Source organism: Lysinibacillus sp. S1 (assembly GCF_044986265.1).
GTDB classification, from domain to species: Bacteria; Bacillota; Bacilli; order Bacillales_A; family Planococcaceae; genus Lysinibacillus; species Lysinibacillus capsici.
The window spans coordinates 932,806-956,892 of record NZ_CP173154.1 but is presented as its reverse complement, the minus strand read 5'-3'; the positions used below and the strand labels follow the sequence as shown (position 1 = coordinate 956,892).

Here is a 24,087-nt window from a genome sequence, read left to right as displayed (position 1 = left end):
TCAGTATTTTATCGATCTTCTTCTTCCCAACAGTCTGTATTTTTTAAGGTTGGGATTGATTTTGCATAGAAGACAGGATTTTTTCCTGCTCTACGTTGCTCAGTAAAGTCGTCTAGCACAAGGAAGGCAATTTTACCGAGCATCATAATGATGGCGATATTGATAAGTGCCATCAGCCCCATAAAGAGGTCAGCGAGATTCCATACAAGCTGTACCTGTGCGATGGAGCCGAACATGACCATAACTAACACTAAAATTCGATAGCAAAACATCCAAGCTTTATGGGCATCCATAAATTCAATATTGGATTCACCATAATAATAATTACCAATAATCGAACTAAAAGCGAAGAAAATGATGGAGATGGCAATAAAATAAGGAGCCCAATCACCAACATGAACAGCTAAAGAATTTTGCGTMAAAATAATACCATCACTCTCACCTTTATCATATAAGCCCGCTAAAATAATGATAAAGGCAGTGGCTGTACAAATCATAATCGTATCAAAAAAGACACCTAAGCTTTGTACAAGTCCTTGCTTAGCAGGATGCGAAGTATTAGCAGTCGCAGCAGCATTCGGTACACTTCCCATCCCTGCTTCATTGGAAAATAAACCGCGACGTACGCCCTGCATGATTGCTGCCCCAATTGCGCCACCAGCAGCTTCCTGTAGGCCAAATGCATGAGTGAAAATTAATGAAAAAACATGTGGGATTTCCGATAAATTAGTCACCACTACAAAAAGAGCTACAAGTAAATAGAAGATGGCCATAACTGGAACAAGAACTTGTGTCACCTTTACAATTCGATGGACACCACCAAAAATAATTAATCCAGTTAAAATGACAAGTATAGCCCCGATTATCTTTGGATTTACATCGAAGGCTTCGCCGACTGAAGTGGCAATTGTGTTGGATTGCACAGCATTAAAAATAAAGCCAAAGCTTAATGTTAATAGAATACTAAAAATAATGCCAAGCTTTCGCTGACCTAATGCTTTCTCCATATAGTAGGCGGGCCCACCACGGAATGTATCGCCATCCTTCACTTTATAGACCTGTGCTAAGGTACTTTCAATGAAGGCAGTGGCCATCCCTAAAATCGCGATTATCCACATCCAAAATACTGCACCAGGACCGCCTACACCAATGGCTAAGGCTACCCCTGTAATATTTCCTGTGCCGACACGTGAAGCAGCACTAATGGTAAAGGCTTGGAACGGAGAAACCCCCGAATCGCCCTCTCTTTTTTCTACAATTAAACGAAACATTTCTGGAAAAAGACGAATTTGTACAAACTTCGTACCGAATGAAAAATATAGTCCTGCTGCTAAAAGTAAGATAATGAGGATATATGTCCATAAAATATTATTTCCACTGTCAACTATTGTTGAGATCCATTCCATAAGTTGTCCTCCTTTCACAATACGCTTTAGTCTACACTGTTTTTTTATTAAAAATCAACTTTTCTAAAATAATGAATTATACTAAAATTTTGATATTTATAATTTATTAATTGAGAAAACTCATTTTATCTACTATTTTCCAATCCTTATATATTATTTTTGGAAAATTCCCTTATTTTTGTGTGAGGGAGGCGTATAATAATAGAAAAAGGAGTGATGTAGACATGAAAACAATCGGCTTAATCGGTGGGATGAGCTGGGAGTCATCTGCTGAATATTACAGACTTATCAATGAACAGGTTAAACATAGGCTAGGGGGCCTACACTCTGCGAAATGTATTTTGTTTAGTGTAGATTTCCAGCAAATTGAGCATTTTCAAGCTAGCGGGGAGTGGGACAAAGCAGGTGAGGTTCTAGCTCAAGCTGCACAAGCACTTGAGCGGGCAGGCGCAGACCTAGTCATCATTTGTACCAATACAATGCATAAGGTCATTGATGTTATCGAGTCTGCTATAACCATCCCTATTTTACATATTGCGGATGCCACAGCTAAGCAAATCAAAGAAGCGGGGTTACAGAAAATAGCGCTTCTTGGCACAAAGTACACAATGGAGCAAGCGTTTTATAAGGCAAGGGTAGAAAGCTTTGCCATAGAGGTGATTGTGCCTGACAGCAACGACCGAATGGAAGTAAACCGAATTATTTACGATGAATTGTGTCTTGGTACCATTGTACCAGCATCTAAAACGTACTATAGCCAAGTGATCGAGGAGCTTGTACATGCGGGGGCGCAAGGGGTAATTTTGGGCTGTACGGAAATAGGCTTACTGATTCAGCAGGAGGATGTCAGCATTCCCGTGTTTGATACAACGGCTATCCATGCACAGGCTGCTGTGTTAATGGCGATTCAGGAGGATGCATAATATGCAGGGAAAAGTAAGACAATTGGGTATTGAAATTGGTGTGTTACCAGTTGGTCAGAAAAACTGCATCACCGATGTAGAAGGAGTTCAAGTGGGGCATGTGACATTGGATGAGCCATTAGATCAGAATGGGGCCTATGCGTGTACAGGCGTTACAGCTATTTTACCGCATGGAGGCAATGTATTTCAGCAAAAGGTAACAGCGGCAAGCTATGTACTAAATGGCTTTGGGAAAACAACGGGACTTGTGCAAGTGAATGAACTAGGTGTACTGGAATCGCCCATTATGTTAACCAATACTTTTGGCGTACCCGCTGTGACACAAGGTACATTAAGCTATATGCTTGATAGGAATGAAGACATTGGACTGACAACAGGAACCATTAATCTCGTTGTGGGCGAGTGTAATGATAGTTATCTTAATTCGATTCGAGCTTGTCCAGTGACACCTGCGCATGCCATAGAAGCCATTCGTCAAGCCTCTACAAAGACGGCACAGGAAGGCGCTGTTGGTGCAGGAAAAGGGATGATGTGTTTCGGCTACAAAGGAGGAATTGGTTCTTCCTCTCGCATCGTCAAAGTAGAATCAAATGAAGTGAACTATACAGTAGGCTGCCTAGTTCTTAGTAACTTTGGACAAGACAGGGAGTTTTTAGCCGAGCATTACAAAGTCTCAACTATGCAAAACCAATCTACTCTATCACCAACAGATGGCTCCATTATCATTGTCCTTGCGACAGATGCCCCGCTAAGTAATCGACAATTAACACGTGTCATTAAACGCTGTGGTATCGGTTTGGGACGGACAGGCAGTCATTTTTCACATGGTAGTGGCGATATTGTGATTGGCTTCACGACSGCACATTGTATTCCTCATACCGCTGATCAGCTTATTGAGACTAGAACTCAGCTTCGTGAGGATCATCCCATCATGAATCAACTGTTTACAGCCGCAGCGGAAGCGACAGAGGAAGCGATACTAAATTCATTATCCCAGGCACAGACAACAACTGGCCGCAATGGACATACTGTACAAGCTTACTCCTTTCAACAGGCATAAAAGAAAAGGCTATTGAAACAGCAATTGTGTTTCAATGGCTTTTTTTAGGCCACCAAACAGTTTTCGTTAATTTTTTAGCATGAGCGAGCTATAAGATGAATAAAATCCTTAATTAGAGGATATAAGTGGTTTTTCGACCCGTCAATTGCTGGAATATGTATCATTGTAAGAATATATCCATTATTTTGTAATTATTCTTTTTTTATCTAGTCAATGGTAGAGAGATATGATAACATTCAACTTAAAAAACTGAATTATCTAACTATTTAAAGGAGGGTTCTGTTATTATGAACCTTTTTCAACCGATAGCACCCTCTCTAAATGGAAGCCCCTCGCCATCACCAGTTGTCTGTGAAAACAATGAGCCGCTTATCCAGCTTACAGGTGCTCATCCTAGGATATTTATGGAACCCATCTACTATCAGCAACAGATTTCTAATAGTTTACGAGTTATTCATGTAAGAGAAGGAGTCTATGAGCGTTTGCAACAGGTGTTAACATTATTACCTCAAGAGTATTGCTTATTACTTTATGATGGCTATCGTCCATTTCAAGTACAGCAGCATTTGTTTAGCCATTTTTCTCAGCAATTAGCAAAAAGGATGCCGCAGTTAACATCACAAGAGATTGTGCAGGCGACCAAAAAATATGTAGCATTTCCAAGTAAAGATGCAGCCCATTTAGCCCCCCATTTAACAGGGGGTGCCATCGATGTAACACTGGCTGATGTTCATGGTAAAGCCCTCGATCTTGGGACAGCGTTTGATGAAATGAATGAAAAATCCGCGACCCGTTATTTTGAACAACATACGCATGAAAATCCGCTTGCCTGTCAGTACCGACGTTTGCTGTATAACTGTATGACACTTGCTGGATTTACGAACTATGCGGAGGAATGGTGGCATTATGATTATGGCAATGTGGCATGGGCTAGACGTGTTCAAGCGCAGGCAGCGCATTACGGAGCAGTACACGCAACAATTCAAAATCACCATGTAAAGGAGTTTCGATTTCTATGAAAGTTTATATTAGTGCAGATATTGAAGGGATTACAGGTACAACTTCGTGGAGTGAGACCGAGTTAAACGCACCTGACTATCAGTTTTTCCAAAGACAAATGACACGTGAAGTAGAAGCTGCCATTGAAGGAGCGATAGCGGGGGGCGCAACCGAAATTTTAGTAAAGGACGCACATGATTCAGCCCGCAATCTAGACATTTCCAATTTACCAATCAACTGTAAAGTTATCCGTGGCTGGACATACGACCCTATGTGTATGGTAGCGGGTCTCGATAAAAGCTTCGATCGTRCTATTTTTATCGGCTATCACAGCAAGGGTGGCMGTGAGCGTAACCCACTAGCCCATACACTTTGCACATACGCGGATGTCAAAATCAATGGCGAATATGCGAGTGAATTTCTGATCAATACGTATGCAGCAGCCTTACACGGTGTTCCTGTGTCCTTTGTGAGTGGGGATGTGGGGTTAACAGAAGAGATTCAGGCCGTAAACGAACACATTGTCACATTTGCTACTAAAGAAGGAATCGGCAATGCGACGATTAGTGTCAGTCCACAACTAACTATCATGGAAACCAAGCGNCTGGTAGAGTCKTCTATGAAGATTCCTCGTACCGCATTACAGGTAACGTTGCCAGAACACTTTAGGGTAGAGCTTATTTATCGTGATCATACACGAGCCTATCGTAATTCATTTTATCCAAATGCCAAATTCAAACCGCATAATACCGTGGAGTTCATGACCCATGATTTTTATGAGGTGCTGCGTGTCCTGCAATTTTTAACATGATGGAAAGGTTTAGTGAGAGCTTTTAAATCAAGTGAGGATTCTAATTCATGAAAGGTGAGAAGTGATCAAAAAAGTGGTGGACCCGCTCAAAAAGCAGTGGGACACGCTGTCTGAGTGGTTTGGTAGTTGATAGAACCAACAATTTAATCTCATAACTGTGACAATGAGTATGTACCGTTGTTCATTTCATCGATAGATGGTCAATTTAGACAGACCTAGCTTATGTTTGAATGATCCTATTGAAGATGCAATCCATCCTACCAATAGGATTTTCATTATAAAAAGATGACTAGGGGGATGCTTGTGAGAAAATATTGGTTGCTGTTCGTATGTCTGGTCGTATTATTTTGTGTAGCCTGTAATGACAAATCAGCGAGTGAAAAAGCATCGGAATATCGAGTGGTGTATTCAGGGGAAATTAAAACGTTAAATTATTTAAAGACGTCAGAAACAAATGAATTTGCGGTAGCTGCGAATATGGTGGATGGGCTCATTGAATATGACAACTATGGGGTGGTCCAACCAGGATTAGCGAAAGAGTGGTCTGCGAATGAGGATGCTACGGTGTGGACATTCAAATTGCGTGATGACGCAAAATGGGTGACACATGAGGGCAAGGAATATGCTGATGTTGTGGCACAAGACTTTGTGGATGGCTTACACTATGTGCTTGATGCTAAAAATGAATCGTCGACAGCTTGGATTGCGACGGTGGTGAAAAATGGGGAAGCCTTCTATAATGGCGAGATGAACGATTTCAAGGAAGTAGGCATAAAGGCGCTAGATGAACATACAGTAGAATATACTTTAGAGGCGCCGACACCTTATTTTCTTTCTATGTTGAATTATGTTTGTTTCTTCCCTGTGAATGGCAAGTTCATTGCGGAAAAGGGAGAGGATTTTGGCACAACACGTGAAAACTTCCTCTATAACGGTGCCTATATTTTAGATAAATTTGAGCCACAAAATGAACGCGTTCTTGTGAAAAATGAAACGTACTGGGATAAAGACAAGGTGCTGATTGACCGTATTCGCTATAAATACAATAAAGAAGCGGCAACTGTGGCGCCTGAGCTATTTTTACGTGGCGAAATCGATTCGGCTAGTATYCCGACCTCCATCATTGATGAATGGTTTAAAGATGAAAAGAAAAAATCTCAGGTTCGTCAAACACAAAATAACTTCTATACCTACTTTTATGCACTCAACTTCAACCCACAATTTGACGCTCAATACGAGCCTGATAACTGGAAAATCGCCGTCAATAATAAAGATTTCCGCAAATCCTTATTCCATGCGCTTGACCGTGTCTCCGCGATGCTAACGGTTGAGCCATATAATCCAGCAGATTTGCTGAGCAATACCATTACACCGAAAAACTTTGTTGATGTGGAAGGAGTGGATTATACACAACTAGCACCCCTTACATCCATTTCCAATGAGGATTCCTTCAATAAAGAGCTGGCCCTAGAGTATAAAGAAAAGGCAAAAACAGCGTTAGCAGGTAAGGCCACATTCCCTGTAAAGGTTTTAATGCCTTATAACGCTGGTATGCCAGATTGGGCTAATCGCTCTCAAGTAGTCGAGCAGCAAATGGAAAAACTACTAGGGACAGATTATGTCGACATTATTGTAGAGGCTGGTCCATCGACAGGCTTCTTATCAGAGGTACGTCGTCCAGGTAAATTTGCCCTCTTAGAGGCGAACTGGGGTCCTGATTTTGCAGATCCATCTACGTATACAGATCCTTTCACAGTCGATGGTACTTACAATAAACCAGAATTAGCAGAGGGCTATAAAGAGGCKAMTGGTAAAACMACTTATCAAAATCTTGTGGATCAAGCGAAAGAAACAATTGACACAGCCAAACGCTATGAGCTATTTGCGAAGGCAGAAGCGTTTTTAATTGAGGAAGCCTTTGTTATTCCATATTCAGTTGGTGGTAGTGGCTATATGGCATCTAAATTAAATCCATTCGAGGCGCAATATTCGCCATTTGGTGTAACGGCAGAGAAATTTAAAGGCCAGCAAGTGCTAGAAAAGCCAATGAGTAATGAAGAATTTAAAAAAGCGCTTGCAGAGTGGGAGCAAGAACGTGCGGAAGCACTAGCCAATGCTGAAAAGTAGTAGAATTTCGTAGATGAAAAGGAGATACCGAAAAGAATAGTCGGCATCTCCTTTCGTCTTTTTGACAAAGGAGGATGGCGCGATGTTGCAATATATAGGAAAACGACTATTACAATCCGTTTTAACCCTTTTTATTATCATCACCATTGTCTTTTCATTATTACGGCTAATGCCAGAGGAAGGCTATTTAGGAGCGGCAGCTGATAAAATGTCACCTGCTCAGCAGGAAATTTACTTAACAAATCTGGGCTTGCGAGACCCAATCCTTGTCCAACTAGGGAATTTTTACAAGAATTTACTGCAGGGGGATTTGGGTAAATCAGTGACTTATCGTACCGATGTCCCAGTAGTGACGATTATTGCAGATAAAATCACGTATTCTCTGCTCTTTGGTTTAGGAGCAGTCGCTATATCACTCCTGATTGGTGTGCCGCTAGGAATAATGATGGCCTATCGTAAGGGACGTTGGCTGGATCGACTTGGGACAGGCTATATCGTATTTGTTGTTGCAGTCCCTGCGGCCGTTTATTACTTAGTTATTCAAATGTATATTACAGAACTCTTTCAATTACCGATGCTGTTTGATGAATACAGGCCGATTACTTGGATTCTTCCACTTACGTCAATGGCATTGGCGCCAACTGCCTCCTACGCGATGTGGATGCGACGCTATATGGTGGATGAACTGAACAAGGACTATATTAAGCTGGCTAGGGCAAAGGGCGTAAAGGAGCGGACACTGATGTTCAAACATGTATTACGTAATGCCTTTATTCCCATGGCACAATATTTACCTGCAACGATTCTGTTTACGATTACAGGCTCGATTTATATAGAGTCGTTGTATTCCATTCCAGGGATGGGGGGCTTACTTGTGGATGCTATTCAGCGACAGGATAATACGATTGTTCAAGGCCTAGTGTTAGTGTTCTCTTCCCTTGGTATCATTGGCCTTATTTTAGGGGATATTGCCATGGCACTTGTCGACCCTCGTATTAAATTAGGCAAGGGAGGGGGTGTGCGTTAATGGGGATGTATACAGATGAAATCAMTAATATTTCAAATAAAKCASGTGARACYCTAWTTGAATTTGCCGAAGTGGACGCAAGACAGGCGGAGGAAACGGGCTATTCAAATTATTCTTATTGGCGATCTACATGGCAATCCTTTTTGAAAAATCGACTAGCCGTTTTTTTATTAGTTGGGGTGATCATCATTGTTGGCTTTACGATTCTACAGCCCTATTTACCTGCGCAAAAATCACCAACTGAAATTTACTTGGATGAACAAACAGGGATGCAGGCACGTAATATTGCACCTAGTGCAGAATTTTGGTTTGGCACGAATTCAATCGGTCAGGATTTATGGTCTCGTATTTGGGCGGGGACGAGAACCTCACTCTTTATTGGCTGTGTTGTCGCCTTAGTGGAGGCAGTGGTGGGCATTACAATTGGCACSCTATGGGGCTTTTCACGGAAATTAGAAGCGCCTATAACACAGCTTTATAATGTTGTCGATAATATCCCCACAACCATTGTGCTTATTTTAATGTCCTATATCTTACGGCCAAGTATTTCAACCATTATTATTGCCATGTGTATTACGGGGTGGGTGGAAATGGCGAGGTTTATCCGCAATCAAATTGTTATTTTGCGTGACCGCGAATATAATCTAGCCTCAAAGTGCTTAGGCACACCTGATTATCGTATTATCCTAAAAAATCTATTACCTTATTTAATTTCTGTCATTATGCTACGCATGAGCTTAGCGATACCCTTTGCAATTGGGGCCGAAGTCTTTTTGACGTATATTGGTTTAGGGCTTCCGATCAGTGAGCCATCCTTAGGAAATTTAATTAATGAAGGACGTGTCCTTATGATGTCACCAGATCTAAGGTATCAGCTTATTTTCCCAAGTATTGTGCTAAGCGTTATTACGATCGCATTTTATATTATTGGTAATTCCTTTGCAGATGCAGCAGATCCGAAAAACCATGTATAAGGAGAGGAAGCGAGTGACAGTGAAAAAATCAAGCATATTAGGCATCCAAAATTTAGTGATTCAGTTTACGCTACGTGGTCGAATTTTAACAGCGATTCGCGGTATTTCACTCGACCTTTACAAGGGAGAGAGCTTAGCCATTGTGGGTGAATCAGGTTCGGGTAAATCCGTGCTGATGAAATCCATTATGGGCTTGCTCGATAAAAATGGTCGTATTAAGCAGGGACAAATTATTTACAATGCACAGGATTTAGGCAAATTCACAACAGAGCAAGAATGGCTAGGGATTCGTGGTAAGGAAATAGCGATGGTGACACAGGATCCGATGACATCGTTAAACCCGCTCAAAACCATTGGAAAGCAAATTGAAGAATGTGTGGTTATGCATCAAGGCTTAAGAGGTAAGGAAGCCTATACAGAAACACTAAAACTGTTAACAGATGTCGGCATTACCGATGTGCAAAAGCGCTATAAGCAATACCCCCATGAATTTTCAGGAGGGATGCGCCAACGTATCGTTATTGCGATTGCCATTGCGTGTAAGCCGAATATTTTAATATGTGATGAGCCCACGACAGCTTTGGATGTAACCATTCAGGCACAAATTTTACAGCTCTTGAAAAGTCTTCAGCAAAAATACGGCTTAACAATCGTCTATATTACGCACGATTTAGGCGTAGTCGCAAAAGTGGCTGACCGTATTGCCGTGATGTACGCGGGCGATGTCATCGAGGTTGGGGAAACACATGAAATTTTCTTTCATAGTAAGCATCCTTATACGTGGGCGCTTATTTCCTCTTTACCACAGCTTGGCTCAAAAGGGGAACAATTGTATTCCATCAAGGGCACACCTCCGAATCTTTTTCAGGAAATAAAGGGAGATGCCTTTGCCCCACGAAATCCATATGCATTGAAAATTGACTTTATCGAGCGGCCACCTTTTTTTCAGGTCAGTGATACCCACTATGCTCGTACATGGTTATTAGACCCACTTGCACCAAAGGTAGAGCCTCCAGCAGCCTTACAAGCATTTTTTGCAGAGGGGAGGCAGTATGCGAATGACTGATAAAGAGGTGCTTGTAGAAGTAAAAAATTTATCTGTTGTTTTTGGCAAAGGGAAAAATAAGTTTACAGCCATTGATGATGTCAGCTTTCAAATTTTTAAAGGCGAAACATTTGGCATTGTAGGTGAGTCAGGCTCAGGGAAGACAACGATTGGTCGAGCGATTATGCGCATCAATGAGGTCACAGAGGGACAAATTTTGTACCATGGCAAAAGTATTCAGGGGAAAATCCCTAAAGATTGGGATAGAGAAATTACGCAAAAAATCCAAATGATATTCCAGGACCCTATGGCATCTCTAAATGAACGAGCAAAAGTAGATTATATTGTCTCAGAGGGCTTATACCCYTCGAAAAAATATAAAGATGAGGCAGATCGACAACAAAAGGTGCGCGATGCGTTATTGAACGTTGGGCTACTTCCAGAGTTCTCAAGCCGCTTTCCGCATGAGTTTTCAGSAKSTCAACGCMWACGWAYTRSCATTGCTCGAGCGTTAGTGATGGAGCCTGAATTTATCATTGCAGATGAGCCTATATCTGCTTTGGACGTATCCATTCGAGCGCAAGTATTAAATTTATTAGCAAGCCTTCAACAGCGAAATCATTTAACGTATTTATTTATTGCCCATGATTTATCGATTGTCCGTTTTATTACGGATCGTACGGCGGTCATTTATAAGGGGAAGATTGTGGAGCTAGCGGAAACAGAAAAGCTTTTTGCTCATCCGCTGCATCCTTATACAAGGGCTTTGTTATCAGCAGTACCAGAGCCGAATCCCTATAAGGAGCGGGAGAAAGTTGTAGAAGTGTATGATCCGTCACAGCATCGCTATGAGGAAAATCCCCCCTCATTTGTTGAAATAGAGGAAGGTCATTTTATTTTAGCCAATGAAGAGGAACTGGCCCATTATCGTACTTCACTGAAAAGGGAGGAAAAGATATGATTTGTCCAAAGGCATTGAAAAAGGGTGACACAATTGGTCTTATTAGTGCTTCTGGAGCAACGCCACCCGAAAAGCTGCAACCTGCTATTGCTAGTATCGAAAAGCTAGGTCTCAATGTGGTCGTTGGGGAGACCTGTCACGCAAGACATGGCTATTTAGCAGGCACAGATGAATTACGGGTAGCAGATGTTCATCGTATGTTTGATGATCCAATGATTGATGGTGTTTTTTGTATACGTGGGGGCTATGGTGCGACGAAAATTTTAGCCCAATTAGACTTTGACTTGATAAGTGCCAATCCCAAAGTATTTGCTGGCTATAGTGATGTGACCGCTCTACATATAGCTTTTAATCAGCTATGTGGCTTTGTAACCTATCATACGCCGATGCCATCCACAGAATTTATTAGACAGGAGATGGATGACTATACTTGGCAGTCGTTCATTCAGCTGATTATGGAGAATGAAAGAAAGGCGTATTACTTAAAAAATCCCTCTCACCAGCCCATGTCTACACTGGTTCCTGGGAGCGCTTCAGGTCAACTCATCGGTGGCAATTTAACATTAGTGACAGCTTCACTTGGCACACCCTATGAAATTGATACACGAGGTAAAATTCTGTTTTTAGAAGATATCGATGAAACGGAGCAACGGGTGGATCGTATGCTGACACAATTAAAACTGGCAGGAAAGCTAGATGACGTGGCAGGCATTTTATTGGGCGCTTGGACAAATTGCGAACCTGAAAATCCCGAAAAGCCAGCTCATAGCTTATCATTACAAACTATTTTTCAAGAAATTCTAGTGCCTTTAGGGAAGCCTATGATTGCAGATTTGGCATGTGGTCATTGTTTACCAACGATGTCGCTTCCTTTAGGAAGAAGCGTCAAGATGGATGCGGACAATCAGCGTATCCATGTAGTTGGATAGGTGGTCTATGGAGCAGAGAATTACTACACTTATTCAAGAATCGCCCTATAACGTACATTTGTTTATTAAAAATCTAACAACGAATCAGTTGCTCATCAGTCATCAGCTAGAGACTTCATTTTCAAGTGCAAGTTTAATCAAAGTGCCGATTCTGTTAGCCTTGCTCTCATATATATAGAAAAACAAATTATCACTTAATTCTACGCTTACGATTTCACCAACTGATTGGGTGGATTTTAGTGTGATTAGTGAACAAAGACTTACACAAAGCACTTTCTATGATCTGCTATTGTGGATGATTATTACTAGCGATAATACAGCTACGAACGTCTTAATYGATGTAGTTGGCATGGAATATTTGAATGACTATTTTCAKCATATCGGTTTACAGGACACACTGCTACAGCGAAAAATGATGGATGTGGAGCGGCTAGCAAAGGGCATAKATAATCGCACATCAGCAAGGGATATGGCACATCTTTATACGCAAATCTATCAGCAAGAGCTTTTATCGCCTCCCTACAATAAACTAGTCATTGATATTTTAAGCCGTCAGCGTATACATGACTCCCTAAAGCGCTATCTAGTAGAGGATGTGAGGCTGGCACATAAAACAGGCGGACTGGATACAGTCGATCATGATGTAGGGATATTTTACACGAATGCAGTCGATTATAGTATGGGTGTTTTTATAACAAATGTAACGGACAATGATCAGGCGCGCCAACTCATTGGTCGTCTATCAAAAGTTGTCTATGACCAGTTGGTGAAGCGGAAGGGGGAGAAGGATGAAGGCTATCGTTACAACCATGATTGCTAGTTTGCATGCCATGCCAGATAAAGATTCTGAACTAGTCGATGAAGTGCTTTATGGGATGACCGTAGAGATCATCAGGGATGTCAATGAAGCTTGGGTTTCTATTCAAACGGCCTATCGTTACGAGGGTTATTGTCAGAAGGCAGACTTACTGCAAGAGGAAGCACTAGCATCTACATGGCAACAAGATGCACAGTATGTAGTGTGTCAAAGCTTTGCAGATGTTTTGCAGCAGCCACGTATTCAAAGTACAAAGCTGCTAACGCTTGTAAGAGGCTCTTCCATTCGTGTGATGTCAGACGAAGCAGTACCTGAAGAATGGTCGGCTGTACAGCTAGTGTCAGGACAAATAGGGTATGTTCGAACAAAATGGCTACAACCAAAAATAACAGCACATTCATTATCGGAGCAGCAGTTCCGAGAAAATGTGGTGGACACAGCGCTCAGCTACTTAACGGCCCCTTATCGCTGGGGCGGCAAATCGCCACTGGGTATTGATTGCTCTGGTTTATGTTCAATGGCCTATATGTTAAACGGTGTCTATATTTATCGTGATGCCCGAATAGTAGAGGGCTTCCCTATTGTTAACATAGACCAAGACCAAATGCAGAAGGGTGATTTAATCTATTTTCCAGGTCATATTGCTCTATACATGGGTGATGATTTGTATGTCCATTCATCGTTAGGTGGTAATGAAGTAACCATTAATAGTCTAGATGCCAAACATCCTCTCTATCGACAGGATTTAGCCACGACCATACTAGCAGTAGGTACTTTATATAACTCACAGAAGACTAGTTAAGCTTTTTTAAAGGTCAGTCCCATCTTGAGGATGATAAATGTACTGAGATGGATCAGTGCTAACACGATAAACTGCCAGAGCCCAATTAAAAATGTACTCATGCATAAATCAAACACTGCTTCACCTGGGGGCATATCTGGATAGGGCTCTAGTTGCCCATAATGCCACACAAAATAACAGGCTATAGAAGTGCCTTGTCCCACATAGATAAAAGTCCAATGGATAGAGGCTGCTACTCTTTGCCAACTACAACATAGTAAGAGGTTCGATAAAATAATAAGAGCGGGCAAAATAATAAGATAAAAGGAACCCTCTGCTATTTTTGTTATGAAATATAGGTGGTAGCTAAGCTGAATCAATGGCAATAGCATAAGGTTAACGGCGAGAAGACTGAGCAATTGTGTACGCTTCACTGTGTTCCTATCCTTTCCGCATTTTTACATTAAGACGTTTAGACAAACGAATAAGTTTCATGAGAAAAAACGTCCATACTCCTTGATGAGTCATGGACGTTTTATGTTAATAATGATAAATATTAAGTTGCTGGCCTGCTTCAAGACGTTCTGTTCGAAGCTGATTCCACTGCTTAAGTGATGTCACCTTCACATTATAGGCTTCGGCAATCTTCATAAGTGAATCTCCATCAGCCACCGTGATGGTTTTCTTATCTTTTACAGGGCTATCATATTGCTGAAGGTCATATTTTGCGATCAATGTATTTAATTTTTCATTGTAAGCCGAATCAGTTGCATAGGAGCCTGTTAAAAACTTGGTCGCATCTGTATAGGTAGTTGTGTTGCTTTTGAAAACGCCTGCGTAAAAATCTTTATTCCATGACACGCCATTACGCATTAATTTTACATAATCCTGCATGGATGCTTCATAGGAAGGGTATTTGCGGAAGTCAGCCATGATGGTAGAAAGGTTGCCTGACCCATCATCCTCTGTGGTTTCGAGTGTGACGGAATTATTTTGGTAGCTGCCTTTCATTCCAAAAAGATTATAATTAGGGGCAGAGCCAAGTCCACTTTGCCCATGCTCACTTTCTAGAATCGCCTGAGCAATCATCACGGATGCATATAAGTCATTGTCAGCACCAAGATCTCGTGCGGTCTCTGCAATCTCACCGATAAACTCTTCCACACTTGGACGATCATCAATAACCACAGACTCTTCTCTTTCAGTCGTATTAAATAACTGTGTCACCATATAAAACGAAATACAAATAACAACAACGGCAATCATAAGTCCTTTAAAAAAGTTTAGCACGTATTTCATTGTAGCTGGATGTTGGTCGTGACCACATCTCCCTCCCTTCTATTAAAAGTTTAGCTATCTCTCATTATTACAGAGAGTGAAAGAGATGTATAGTTGAATAGACTTCATCATTCATAGAACGTTTCTTGCCTTAATTAGTTCCTAAATCTATCTTAAAATTCTGAGACATAAATTGTTTGAATCTCTCAAAATATCGCTCGGACGCTTCCCATTGAATCGTATTTAAATAAGATAGCTCTTGTCGACCAAAAACGTTAGGAGGCTGATAGTGGCGAGCAACATAGGATTGATTTTCGAGCGTATAAAAATAATACGCTTCATCAGGCGTCATAATTTCAATGCGAGCATGTATCCTATCGCCTTCATCATCCAAATAGGTTTGACGGAAGCTATAGCATTTGGAACCATCCCACAATCCATCATGTTCATCGTCTAAATCCAGAATCGTAGGATGCTGGAGAATTTGTTGTACATCTCGCACCTCGATACTATGCAAGTAAAGTTCTGCTACATTGATGCAGGTTAACAACATCAGCCAGTGCTGTTGTAAATCCACTAAATCCTCCTGGGGGGATGCTGTAATATCCCACCATTCAGCTTCTTCATCTAGTGTTTTTGTCAAGAGAGAGACGGATTGATCCTCATTAAGCCAAATAAAATAATGACACTGCGAGGTCAATATATAAATACTATCATTGCGTACATCTCCATCAGCATTGGTATGTGCGCGTTGGATCATAAAATAAACATCCTGTTCCGTCAAATCGAAAGAAGGTTTGTCAGGTGTCATCAGAATACATGAAGTCAGTTTCAGTATGTTTTCCGCATTGATCGAATGGTGCGTGAAATAAATAGGAGCTGCTATTGTCCTTTGAGGAACGCTTGTAAATTGAGTGAGTGCAGAACGCCCTTGTTTTAGAATTTCCACGAGTGAAGTGAAGGAAAAGCCGATGTCATCCTCATCCTCAGGTAAAAATATCTCGTCTACTAATACATCTTCAATACGGATAGGGAGTTCCTGAAAAACGCCATCTCCGTGCCATATATTTACGATACAAGGAATCGACTTCTGACCCTTTACGTTAATGCGATACTCATCATCTTGAACCAAAATTGCTGCCTGAAGATTGCCATTAACGATCGTTTCGCCATGATTGTAGGAGCCACATAATATATTCTCGACTGTCAGATGCCCGTGCACATAGATTTCCTGACCACCTACAGCTATATTTTTAGAAAGTACATTGCCCATCACTATCAGCCCAATTGCCCCATCTGTCTCTAAATTATAGAGGGTGTCTACGGTTAGATGACCATTGATGAAAATGAGAATGGTCTTGTCCTGTTGTGGGAATGGCATATCCCAGTCCAAATCAAGAGAGGGAAGTGTTAAATCCCCCTCATAGTACGCTACTAGATCATCCTCACTAAAATCCTTGTAAAACTTTGCCCACCAAGAGTCTGCTGGAAACCTTTTTGCTAGTTGTGAAATCGCCAAAAACTGAAAGCCATTATGCATAGGTCACGACCTCTCTACTACAATTTTTATTATTTTCTCACAGCTAGTAATTGGCAGTCAATTTCATAGAATGGTAGAGACAAGATTAATTTCATAGAAAATGGTATTATTAACCTTTAAAACAATGAGTTGAAAGGGCGTTTTGATTGAATACGATTTTTAATGTGACACAAAAACAGCTATATGATTTTCTGCTGAATGTAGCGACAATAAGACCAGTTTTTATTTGGGGAGCACCTGGCATTGGGAAATCAGCGATTGTTGAAAATTTTGCTAGTGAATTAGGGCTACATTGTGTATCGTTATTGGGCAGTCAGCTAGCACCTGAGGATATTATTGGTGTTCCGCAGATTAAGGATGGCTACAGTGTTTTTTGTCCACCCAAAATGATTGCACGCGATGAACCTTATTGCCTTTTTTTAGATGAATTAAATGCTTGCTCACAGGAAGTACAAAAAGCGTTTTATAGTCTTATTCAGGAACGCAGAATTGGAGAGTTTACATTGCCAGAGGGTACGATTGTTATTGGTGCAGGCAATCGGGCTCAGGATAACGCGATTGTGAAGCCGATGTCCTCCGCATTAATCAATCGGATGGTTCATGTTCAGCTGAGGGCATCGCATAAAGATTGGCTTGAATGGGCCTATGCACATGAAATACATCCATATGTGATTGAGTATATTCAAATGCGTCCCGATCATTTATGGAACGAACCACCGAAAACAGAAGAACCCTTCTCCACGCCTCGTTCATGGCATATGTTAAGTGATTGTTTGTATGCATATGGCAATAGCTTACAAGAACAAACAATTGATCTATTAGCAAGTAGCTGCCTATCCGCGCATACTGCCAGTCAATTTAAAGCCTTTATCAAGCAAGTGCAAAGTAAATATGATCTCGCTAAAATTATTCAAGGAGAATTACGTTGGCCCGATCAACCTGATGAAAGAGATTTGCTTTATTTCATGGCACAATCCTTCCGTGCTCAGTTACTGAAGGAGCTTCCGAACGAGCATACGACATTGAAGGGCAATCAACGGCAATTAGCCTTTCGAGCCAAAGACTTGATCAAGGACTTATCATCCATCAGCTTAGAAATTGCACAGATGGTTGTATCAGAGCAAAAGGGTGAAGCATTGCCTGCCTGGTTTATGCTGGAGGTTATCCGAGATTTACCTCGTTTAGTAGCCAAAAAGGAAGGGTAGCTTATGGCCAAAAAGAAGAAAGCATCACAGCAGGAGCATAAAAATGAGAAAGCCATCGCACGTGGGCATGACATCGTCTCTACACATCCCCTGTTCGAGGCGTTATGTCATGCTGTTTACATGCAATACGAAAGCATGCCCCAAAAGGATTGGGCTTACGTTACAAGCGCAGGTGTTATTTATGTGAATCAGGATAAAAAAGGTCAGCCAAATGAATGGGCTTATGTGATAGCGCATTGCTTGCTACACCTAGGCTTACATCATCATCAACCAAAAGAGCAGCAGGAGCTGTGGAATATTGCCTGTGACTGCTATATAACAAAATTTTTAGCAGAGCTAAAATTTGGTCAAGCACCAAAGGAAATGAGTAATCCTCTTTTTGAGAACATTAGCTCTGAGGAAAAATTATATGAAAGATTTTTACGCGAAGGTGTGCCAGATGATTTGAAAGGCTATAGTACAATGCCAGGTCAAGTGGACTTTGTTATATCACAAAATCAAACAGGCTATCTTTATCGAGGGAATAGTAATTTCGCTACATTATTTGCACAAGGTTTATCGAAAGCCGTGCAAAGTGCCATTCGAGTAGCGGGTGGGGTAGAAAATACATTGGGAGGCACAACGAGGGTAACACAAGCACAGCGCGCAAAGGCTTGGTTTATGAGCTCCTATCCCTTATTTGGTGCTTTGGCAGCAGATTTTACGATCATTGAAGACCCACTTATTTGCACAAGAATGGATATTTCGGTCGCAGCCATTGCAGTTGAAACAAAGGAAATTTATTTGAATACGGCGGTGGGAATGACCGATGAGGAAATGCGGTTTCTCATGGCACACGAATTGCTGCATGCAGGTTTAAGCCATGCGACCCGCAGACAAGGACGTGATCCTTACTTATGGAATGTTGCTTGTGATTATGTTATCAATGGCTGGCTCATCGATATGCAAATCGGCGAGATGCCAGCATTTGGCGGGCTATATGATCCAGCATTAAAAGGACTTTCAGCCGAATCTATTTATGATCGTATAGTTACAGATATTAGGATGTATCGCAAATTAAGAACCTTTCGAGGGCAGGGCATAGGAGATATGATCGAAACGAATCCGCCAGATTTTTGGGAAGGCAAGGTTGGCGTGGATTTAGATGCTTTTTATAGAAGGGCATTGAGTCAAGGGTTAAGCTATCATATAACCCAAGAGAGAGGATATTTGCCACAAGGGCTCATTGAGGAAATTCGTAGCCTAGCACAGCCTCCTATTGCCTGGGATGTGGCATTAGCCAAATGGTTTGATCGGATGTTTCAACCGATAGAGAAAGTTAGAACGTATACCCGCCCCAGTAGAAGGCAAGCATCGACACCTGATATAGCTAGACCAAGATGGATTCATCAAAGTGGTGAGGAAGATGGACGTACTTTCGCAGTCCTTATTGATACATCAGGCTCCATGGACCGTCTCTTACTAGGAAAAGCACTCGGCACAATAGCGAGCTATAGCATCGCTAGAGATGTCCCCTTTGTTCGCGTTATATTTTGTGATGCTGTTGCCTATGACGCGGGCTATCTAGCCCCTGAAGAACTATTAACGAAAGTGAAGGTAAGAGGTAGAGGAGGCACAGTGTTACAGCCTGGTATACAGCTACTTGAAGCAGCACAGGATTTTCCAAAGGATGGTCCTATTCTGATTATTACAGATGGACAATGTGATCGTTTAGCCATTAAAAGACAGCATGCCTTCGTACTACCACATGGGGCCAAGCTACCGTTTGTGCCCAAAGGCGAGATATTTAGAATGAAATAGTTGCAGCTATCTACAAATGTTTGAAATGATTTTTGTTGGTGAAATATAAAAAGTGAACGCATTTCATGAGCACATATTTAAAGGAGATGACAGATGATTACATTTGACAATGTCTCAAAACAATATGATAACAACCAAATAGCTGTCAAAGCGCTAAATGTAGAAATTAAAAAGGGTGAATTCTTTGTTATTATTGGCCCTAGTGGATGCGGCAAAACTACTTTGTTGAAGATGATTAATCGATTAATACCCTTAACAGCAGGCACCATCTGGATCAATGATAAAAGAATTAGCGATTATAATATCCATGAGCTGCGTTGGAGTATTGGCTATGTACTACAGCAAATCGCCCTATTTCCGCATATGACAATAGAGGAAAATATTGCGGTTGTACCAGAACTGAAGAAATGGAGTAAAACGAAAATCCATCAGCGTGTAGACGAACTATTAGCGTTGGTGGGTCTGGAGCCAGCGAAATATCGTCAGCGTAAGCCAAAGGAGCTGTCAGGAGGCGAACAGCAAAGGGTTGGCGTTGTTCGTGCCTTTGCAGCTGACCCAGAAATTATTTTAATGGATGAACCCTTTAGTTCGCTAGACCCTATTAGTCGCACCAAACTACAGGATGATCTACTAGAAATGCAGCGTACCATCCAGAAAACCATTGTATTTGTATCACATGATATGCAGGAAGCACTGAAATTAGGAGATCGTCTCTGTATTATGAAAGATGGCGAAATTGTTCAGATAGGCACTCCACAGCAATTACTACAAAATCCTGTAAATGATTTTGTCCAACAGTTTATTGGAGGTAAGCAGTCGGATCAATTGTTTACGATCCATGATGTGTTACAGCCAATCACAGTGACAAACGACTTTGGGCATACCATTCCTGTTGATGCCCCATTTCCGACGATTCTTGAAAAATTAGCCGAGCATGACGTGTTAGGTGTCGAAGAGAATGGCAAGCTCATTGGCATGGTGACAAGAGCTTCCACGCTTCGTTATTTAGCAGCGGATTCTAAGAAAAGAGGGCATGTACATGGTGGCTAATGTGGTAGATGTATTTCAGGAACGGAAGGCACAGCTGCTGGCTGCATTACTAGAGCATATCCAAATCTCTTTTATTGCGCTATTTTTTGCTGTCCTCATCGCTATTCCCCTAGGTATCTATTTAACCAATAAAAAGAAAATAGCCGAGAGTATTATTGGAATCAGTGCTGTGCTGCAAACGATTCCTTCCTTAGCGTTGCTCGGCTTATTAATCCCTTTATTCGGTATTGGGAAAGTTCCCGCAATTATTGCGTTAGTCGTCTATGCGCTGTTGCCTATTCTACGAAACACCTACACGGGCATCAATGAAGTTGACCCATCACTGAAAGAAGCGGCATTAGCTATGGGAATGAATCGATCAAAGCGTTTAGTAAAGGTTGAGCTACCACTTGCTATGCCTGTTATGATGGCTGGTATTCGGACAGCAATGGTGCTGATTGTGGGGACAGCAACATTAGCTGCTTTAATTGGTGCAGGAGGCTTAGGAGATATTATATTACTTGGGATTGACCGAAATAACACGGCACTCATTCTTATAGGAGCCATTCCCGCTGCTATTTTAGCCCTGATTTTTGATGTGGCGCTTAAAAAGTTAGAATCTCTGTCCTTTAAAAAAACAATAACGACGTTGAGTCTCATTAGTTTAGCGGCACTGGTAATGATTTTCTTCCCGCTCCTAAGCAGTAAACAGCAAGATGAAATTGTCATTGCAGGAAAGCTTGGTGCGGAGCCTGAGATTCTCATCAATATGTATAAATTATTAATTGAGCAGGAGACCGATTTAACGGTGACATTAAAGCCAGGGCTTGGTAAAACTTCATTTGTATTTAATGCATTGAAATCGGGCAGCATTGATATTTATCCTGAATTTACAGGCACCGCTATTTCGGAGTTTTTAAAGGAAGAAGCCATTAATAATAACCAAGAGGACGTCTATCTTCAGGCAAAAGAGGGGATGCAGGAGCAATTTGATATGGTCATGCTAAGCCCCATGAACTATAACAATACGTATGCACTCGCTGTATCAGAGGAGCTGGCTGAGAGCTATCAACTGCAAAAAATCTCTGATCTTAAACCGATAGAGCAGAAGGTGAAAGCAGGCTTTACATTAGAATTTAATGACCGTGAGGATGGCTATGTTGGCATACAAAAACGGTATGGGATAGCCTTTACGGCACTTGCAACGATGGAGCCAAAGCTTCGCTATCAGGCAATACAATCAGGTGATATTAATTTGCTAGATGCTTATTCAACGGATAGTGAAATTCGTCAATACAAGCTACGTGTATTGGAGGACGATCAAGCATTATTCCCACCATACCAGGGAGCGCCTTTACTAAGGAAAGAAACGCTGATTGACTATCCAGAGATTGGAGAAGCGTTAAATCAACTAGCTGATCACATTACAGATGATGAAATGCGAGAAATGAATTATCAGGTGAATGTAGAAGGAAAGCTTGCAGCAGAAGTAGCAAAAGAATATTTAGTAAAGATAGGATTATTAAAATAAACCCTCTACCTTTAGAGGGTTTATTTTTATCAATAATTTATTAATGATAAACATTAAAAAATTATTGATAGAGATAAAAGGGGATGTATAATAGAGAGAAAGGAGGGAGAGGTTGATAATGGGGCAAACAATTCAAAGTAAAGAATTTCGATGGATGACAAAGGGGCTTCGTACCGCTTTTACCATCATCATGGTGATGATGATTTTTGTCTTGACGATGCTCGCGATTTTTATGGTGGGAGCAATGGTGGTATCAGAGCAACAAGTGAATCATTTATTAGCAAAGGGCAGTGTGACCGCTGCCGTTCAGTTAGAAGGATTGGAAATGAAGCTGGCAGACCATGTGACAAGGGACATTCACTATTCAAAAAAAGATGTCATGACCTTTCTATTTACTGCTACAATATACATAGCTATTTTATTAATGATTATTGTACAAGTGAGGAATATATTAAGTAACTTATCAAAAGGTATTGTATTTTCACTCGCTAATAGTAAAAAAATGGAGAGAATTGCCTACTGTGTGATTGTATTGAGCTTGACAGTAAATGCATTTCGTACATATACCGTCTATCTGATTATGCAACAATTCCAATTGGAGTCCCGATTTGTAGAGACGGGTTTGATCAAGGGGATTAGCTATCATTTTACAGGCATTCACTGGACTCTTTTACTATGTGGTGTGGTGATTTGGACCTTTGCACGTATTTTCCGATACGGTGCATTCCTTCAGGATGAATATGATGCAACAGCTTAGGAAGTGAAAACATGACCATAATTATTCGACTAGATCGTATGCTAGCGGATCGTAAAATGCAGCTGAGTGAACTTGCAGAGAGGGTAGATGTTTCGATTGTCAATCTCTCTAATTTAAAAACAGGCAAAGTAAGGGCCGTACGTTTTTCTACATTAAATGCCATTTGTAAAGCTTTGGGCTGCCAGCCAGGAGATATATTGGAGTATGTAGAGGAAGAAGATGACATCTAGAAGCAAAGCAGAAAGGATTTTTTGAATGACGGCTTTTAGTTTTTTAATGCTCGCTATCATAGCAGAGGTTTTTGCCAGTTCCTTGCTCAAGCGTACTGAGGGCTTCACACGAATTGGGCCATCAATTGGCGTAGTAGTAGGCTATGGAACGGCATTTTATTGTTTAGCCTTAACATTAAAAGTGATTCCTATTGGCACAGCCTATGCAATTTGGGCAGGTTTAGGGACAGCGTTAACCGCTATTGTGGGAGTTGTCCTCTATAAGGAACGATTTAATCGCAAGAAGGTATTAGGGATTTTATGCATTATCTTGGGTGTTGTGGTACTCAATCTTGCTGGTGGTCATTAGGAGGCTGAACAGGATGAAAGGCTATTTATTTTTAAAACTATCGATTATAAGCGAGGTCTTTGCAACAACCATGCTGAAGTTCTCAGACGGCTTTACTGTCCTCGTTCCATCCTTGGCGGTAGCAATTGGCTATGGTATTTCGTTTTATAGCCTATCCCTCTGCTTAAAAACCATGCCATTAAGCTTGGCCTACGCTATCTGGTCAGGTGTCGGCACAGCTTTAACCGTTCTGGTAGGCATTGTCATTTGGCACGATATTTTTACTGTTTATTCTGCGATCGGTATTGTCCTCATTATAGGAGGCGTTATCTTGTTGAATCAGGGGGATAAAGGTAAAGAAGTGGTGGATAGCCTAGCAAAAGGGTCAGATGCTTGAGGAGATAGGCGGATAGAGATACGAAAGTAGTCGATAGCGGGTCTAAATTGATGGATAGGATTAGCAAAGTGATGGATAGGATTAGAAAATCGACGGATAGGTCTGCCAAAACCTAGGCTTAGTTCAGTGCAA

General features: G+C 41.3%; 23 protein-coding genes and 1 pseudogene. 20 read left to right on the top strand and 4 right to left on the bottom strand.

From position 1 onward, the window contains the following. Window positions 1–8: 8 nt before the first annotated feature. Window positions 9–1,406: an alanine/glycine:cation symporter family protein gene (locus ACHZEU_RS05175; protein ID WP_404804133.1), complete on the bottom strand. Its 1,398-nt coding sequence runs from the start codon at window positions 1,404–1,406 to the stop codon at window positions 9–11. Window positions 1,407–1,630: 224 nt separating this feature from the next. Here ACHZEU_RS05175 and ACHZEU_RS05170 point away from each other — a divergent pair, with 224 nt between their 5' ends. The 12 genes and pseudogenes from ACHZEU_RS05170 (at window position 1,631) to ACHZEU_RS05115 (ending at window position 13,881) form a co-directional block, all read left to right on the top strand. Next, window positions 1,631–2,329, top strand: a complete 699-nt coding sequence (locus ACHZEU_RS05170) for an aspartate/glutamate racemase family protein (protein ID WP_048390223.1) — start codon at window positions 1,631–1,633, stop codon at window positions 2,327–2,329. A 1-nt stretch (window position 2,330) separates the two neighbouring features. After that, window positions 2,331–3,389 carry a P1 family peptidase gene (locus tag ACHZEU_RS05165; protein ID WP_404804132.1) on the top strand — a complete coding sequence of 353 codons (1,059 nt, stop codon included), beginning with the start codon at window positions 2,331–2,333 and terminating at the stop codon, window positions 3,387–3,389. 287 nt (window positions 3,390–3,676) lie between these two features. Then, on the top strand, window positions 3,677–4,408 hold the full coding sequence (locus ACHZEU_RS05160) for a M15 family metallopeptidase (protein WP_048390226.1): 732 nt from the start codon (window positions 3,677–3,679) through the stop codon (window positions 4,406–4,408). Next, a complete protein-coding gene (locus tag ACHZEU_RS05155) occupies window positions 4,405–5,199 on the top strand; it encodes a M55 family metallopeptidase (RefSeq protein ID WP_404804131.1) in 795 nt (264 codons plus the stop codon). Before ACHZEU_RS05160 ends, ACHZEU_RS05155 begins: the two co-directional genes overlap by 4 nt. Window positions 5,200–5,502: 303 nt before the next feature. Next, complete coding sequence (locus ACHZEU_RS05150; protein WP_404804130.1) at window positions 5,503–7,326, top strand: peptide ABC transporter substrate-binding protein; 1,824 nt, start codon at window positions 5,503–5,505, stop codon at window positions 7,324–7,326. Window positions 7,327–7,408: 82 nt separating this feature from the next. After that, window positions 7,409–8,353, top strand: a complete 945-nt coding sequence (locus ACHZEU_RS05145) for an ABC transporter permease (protein ID WP_054550857.1) — start codon at window positions 7,409–7,411, stop codon at window positions 8,351–8,353. Continuing rightward, window positions 8,353–9,327 carry an ABC transporter permease gene (locus ACHZEU_RS05140; RefSeq protein ID WP_404804129.1) on the top strand — a complete coding sequence of 325 codons (975 nt, stop codon included), beginning with the start codon at window positions 8,353–8,355 and terminating at the stop codon, window positions 9,325–9,327. The genes ACHZEU_RS05145 and ACHZEU_RS05140 overlap by 1 nt, the downstream gene beginning before the upstream one ends. After that, window positions 9,320–10,393, top strand: a complete 1,074-nt coding sequence (locus ACHZEU_RS05135) for an ABC transporter ATP-binding protein (RefSeq protein ID WP_404804572.1) — start codon at window positions 9,320–9,322, stop codon at window positions 10,391–10,393. Before ACHZEU_RS05140 ends, ACHZEU_RS05135 begins: the two co-directional genes overlap by 8 nt. Next, window positions 10,386–11,333, top strand: coding sequence for an ATP-binding cassette domain-containing protein (locus ACHZEU_RS05130; protein WP_404804128.1), 948 nt, complete (start codon window positions 10,386–10,388; stop codon window positions 11,331–11,333). Before ACHZEU_RS05135 ends, ACHZEU_RS05130 begins: the two co-directional genes overlap by 8 nt. Further along, window positions 11,330–12,262 carry an LD-carboxypeptidase gene (locus tag ACHZEU_RS05125; RefSeq protein WP_404804127.1) on the top strand — a complete coding sequence of 311 codons (933 nt, stop codon included), beginning with the start codon at window positions 11,330–11,332 and terminating at the stop codon, window positions 12,260–12,262. Before ACHZEU_RS05130 ends, ACHZEU_RS05125 begins: the two co-directional genes overlap by 4 nt. 7 nt (window positions 12,263–12,269) lie before the next feature. Then, a pseudogene (locus ACHZEU_RS05120) lies at window positions 12,270–13,082 on the top strand (serine hydrolase). Continuing rightward, window positions 13,051–13,881 (top strand): C40 family peptidase, encoded by an 831-nt coding sequence (locus tag ACHZEU_RS05115; protein WP_404804126.1) that lies wholly within the window; start codon window positions 13,051–13,053, stop codon window positions 13,879–13,881. The pseudogene ACHZEU_RS05120 and the gene ACHZEU_RS05115 overlap by 32 nt, the downstream one beginning before the upstream one ends. Here the strand turns inward: ACHZEU_RS05115 and ACHZEU_RS05110 are convergent. The 3 genes from ACHZEU_RS05110 to ACHZEU_RS05100 form a co-directional block, all read right to left on the bottom strand. Further along, window positions 13,878–14,294, bottom strand: coding sequence for a hypothetical protein (locus ACHZEU_RS05110; RefSeq protein ID WP_404804125.1), 417 nt, complete (start codon window positions 14,292–14,294; stop codon window positions 13,878–13,880). The two genes, ACHZEU_RS05115 and ACHZEU_RS05110, sit on opposite strands and share 4 nt — an antisense overlap. A 106-nt stretch (window positions 14,295–14,400) precedes the next feature. Beyond that, a complete protein-coding gene (locus ACHZEU_RS05105) occupies window positions 14,401–15,159 on the bottom strand; it encodes a glucosaminidase domain-containing protein (protein ID WP_048390248.1) in 759 nt (252 codons plus the stop codon). 130 nt (window positions 15,160–15,289) lie between these two features. Continuing rightward, window positions 15,290–16,678, bottom strand: a complete 1,389-nt coding sequence (locus tag ACHZEU_RS05100) for a hypothetical protein (RefSeq protein WP_048390250.1) — start codon at window positions 16,676–16,678, stop codon at window positions 15,290–15,292. Window positions 16,679–16,824: 146 nt separating this feature from the next. Here ACHZEU_RS05100 and ACHZEU_RS05095 point away from each other — a divergent pair, with 146 nt between their 5' ends. The 8 genes from ACHZEU_RS05095 (at window position 16,825) to ACHZEU_RS05060 (ending at window position 23,955) form a co-directional block, all read left to right on the top strand. Further along, on the top strand, window positions 16,825–17,883 hold the full coding sequence (locus tag ACHZEU_RS05095) for an AAA family ATPase (protein ID WP_404804124.1): 1,059 nt from the start codon (window positions 16,825–16,827) through the stop codon (window positions 17,881–17,883). A gap of 3 nt (window positions 17,884–17,886) precedes the next feature. Beyond that, window positions 17,887–19,683 carry a DUF2201 family putative metallopeptidase gene (locus ACHZEU_RS05090; RefSeq protein ID WP_404804123.1) on the top strand — a complete coding sequence of 599 codons (1,797 nt, stop codon included), beginning with the start codon at window positions 17,887–17,889 and terminating at the stop codon, window positions 19,681–19,683. A gap of 93 nt (window positions 19,684–19,776) precedes the next feature. Next, entirely contained in the window at window positions 19,777–20,733 is a 957-nt protein-coding gene (locus ACHZEU_RS05085; protein ID WP_404804121.1) for an ABC transporter ATP-binding protein, read from the top strand. Next, window positions 20,723–22,243 (top strand): osmoprotectant update ABC transporter permease/substrate-binding subunit OpuFB, encoded by a 1,521-nt coding sequence (gene opuFB / locus ACHZEU_RS05080; RefSeq protein WP_404804120.1) that lies wholly within the window; start codon window positions 20,723–20,725, stop codon window positions 22,241–22,243. Before ACHZEU_RS05085 ends, opuFB begins: the two co-directional genes overlap by 11 nt. A 118-nt stretch (window positions 22,244–22,361) precedes the next feature. Next, window positions 22,362–23,000 (top strand): DUF2975 domain-containing protein, encoded by a 639-nt coding sequence (locus ACHZEU_RS05075; protein ID WP_257961310.1) that lies wholly within the window; start codon window positions 22,362–22,364, stop codon window positions 22,998–23,000. Window positions 23,001–23,011: 11 nt separating this feature from the next. Beyond that, window positions 23,012–23,230 carry a helix-turn-helix transcriptional regulator gene (locus tag ACHZEU_RS05070; protein WP_004229412.1) on the top strand — a complete coding sequence of 73 codons (219 nt, stop codon included), beginning with the start codon at window positions 23,012–23,014 and terminating at the stop codon, window positions 23,228–23,230. A 25-nt stretch (window positions 23,231–23,255) separates the two neighbouring features. Then, complete coding sequence (locus tag ACHZEU_RS05065) at window positions 23,256–23,579, top strand: multidrug efflux SMR transporter (RefSeq protein ID WP_048390263.1); 324 nt, start codon at window positions 23,256–23,258, stop codon at window positions 23,577–23,579. A 13-nt stretch (window positions 23,580–23,592) separates the two neighbouring features. Next, the gene (locus ACHZEU_RS05060) at window positions 23,593–23,955 is read left to right on the top strand and encodes a DMT family transporter (RefSeq protein ID WP_404804119.1); all 363 of its coding nucleotides are present in this window, start codon (window positions 23,593–23,595) and stop codon (window positions 23,953–23,955) included. Window positions 23,956–24,087 lie beyond the last annotated feature (132 nt).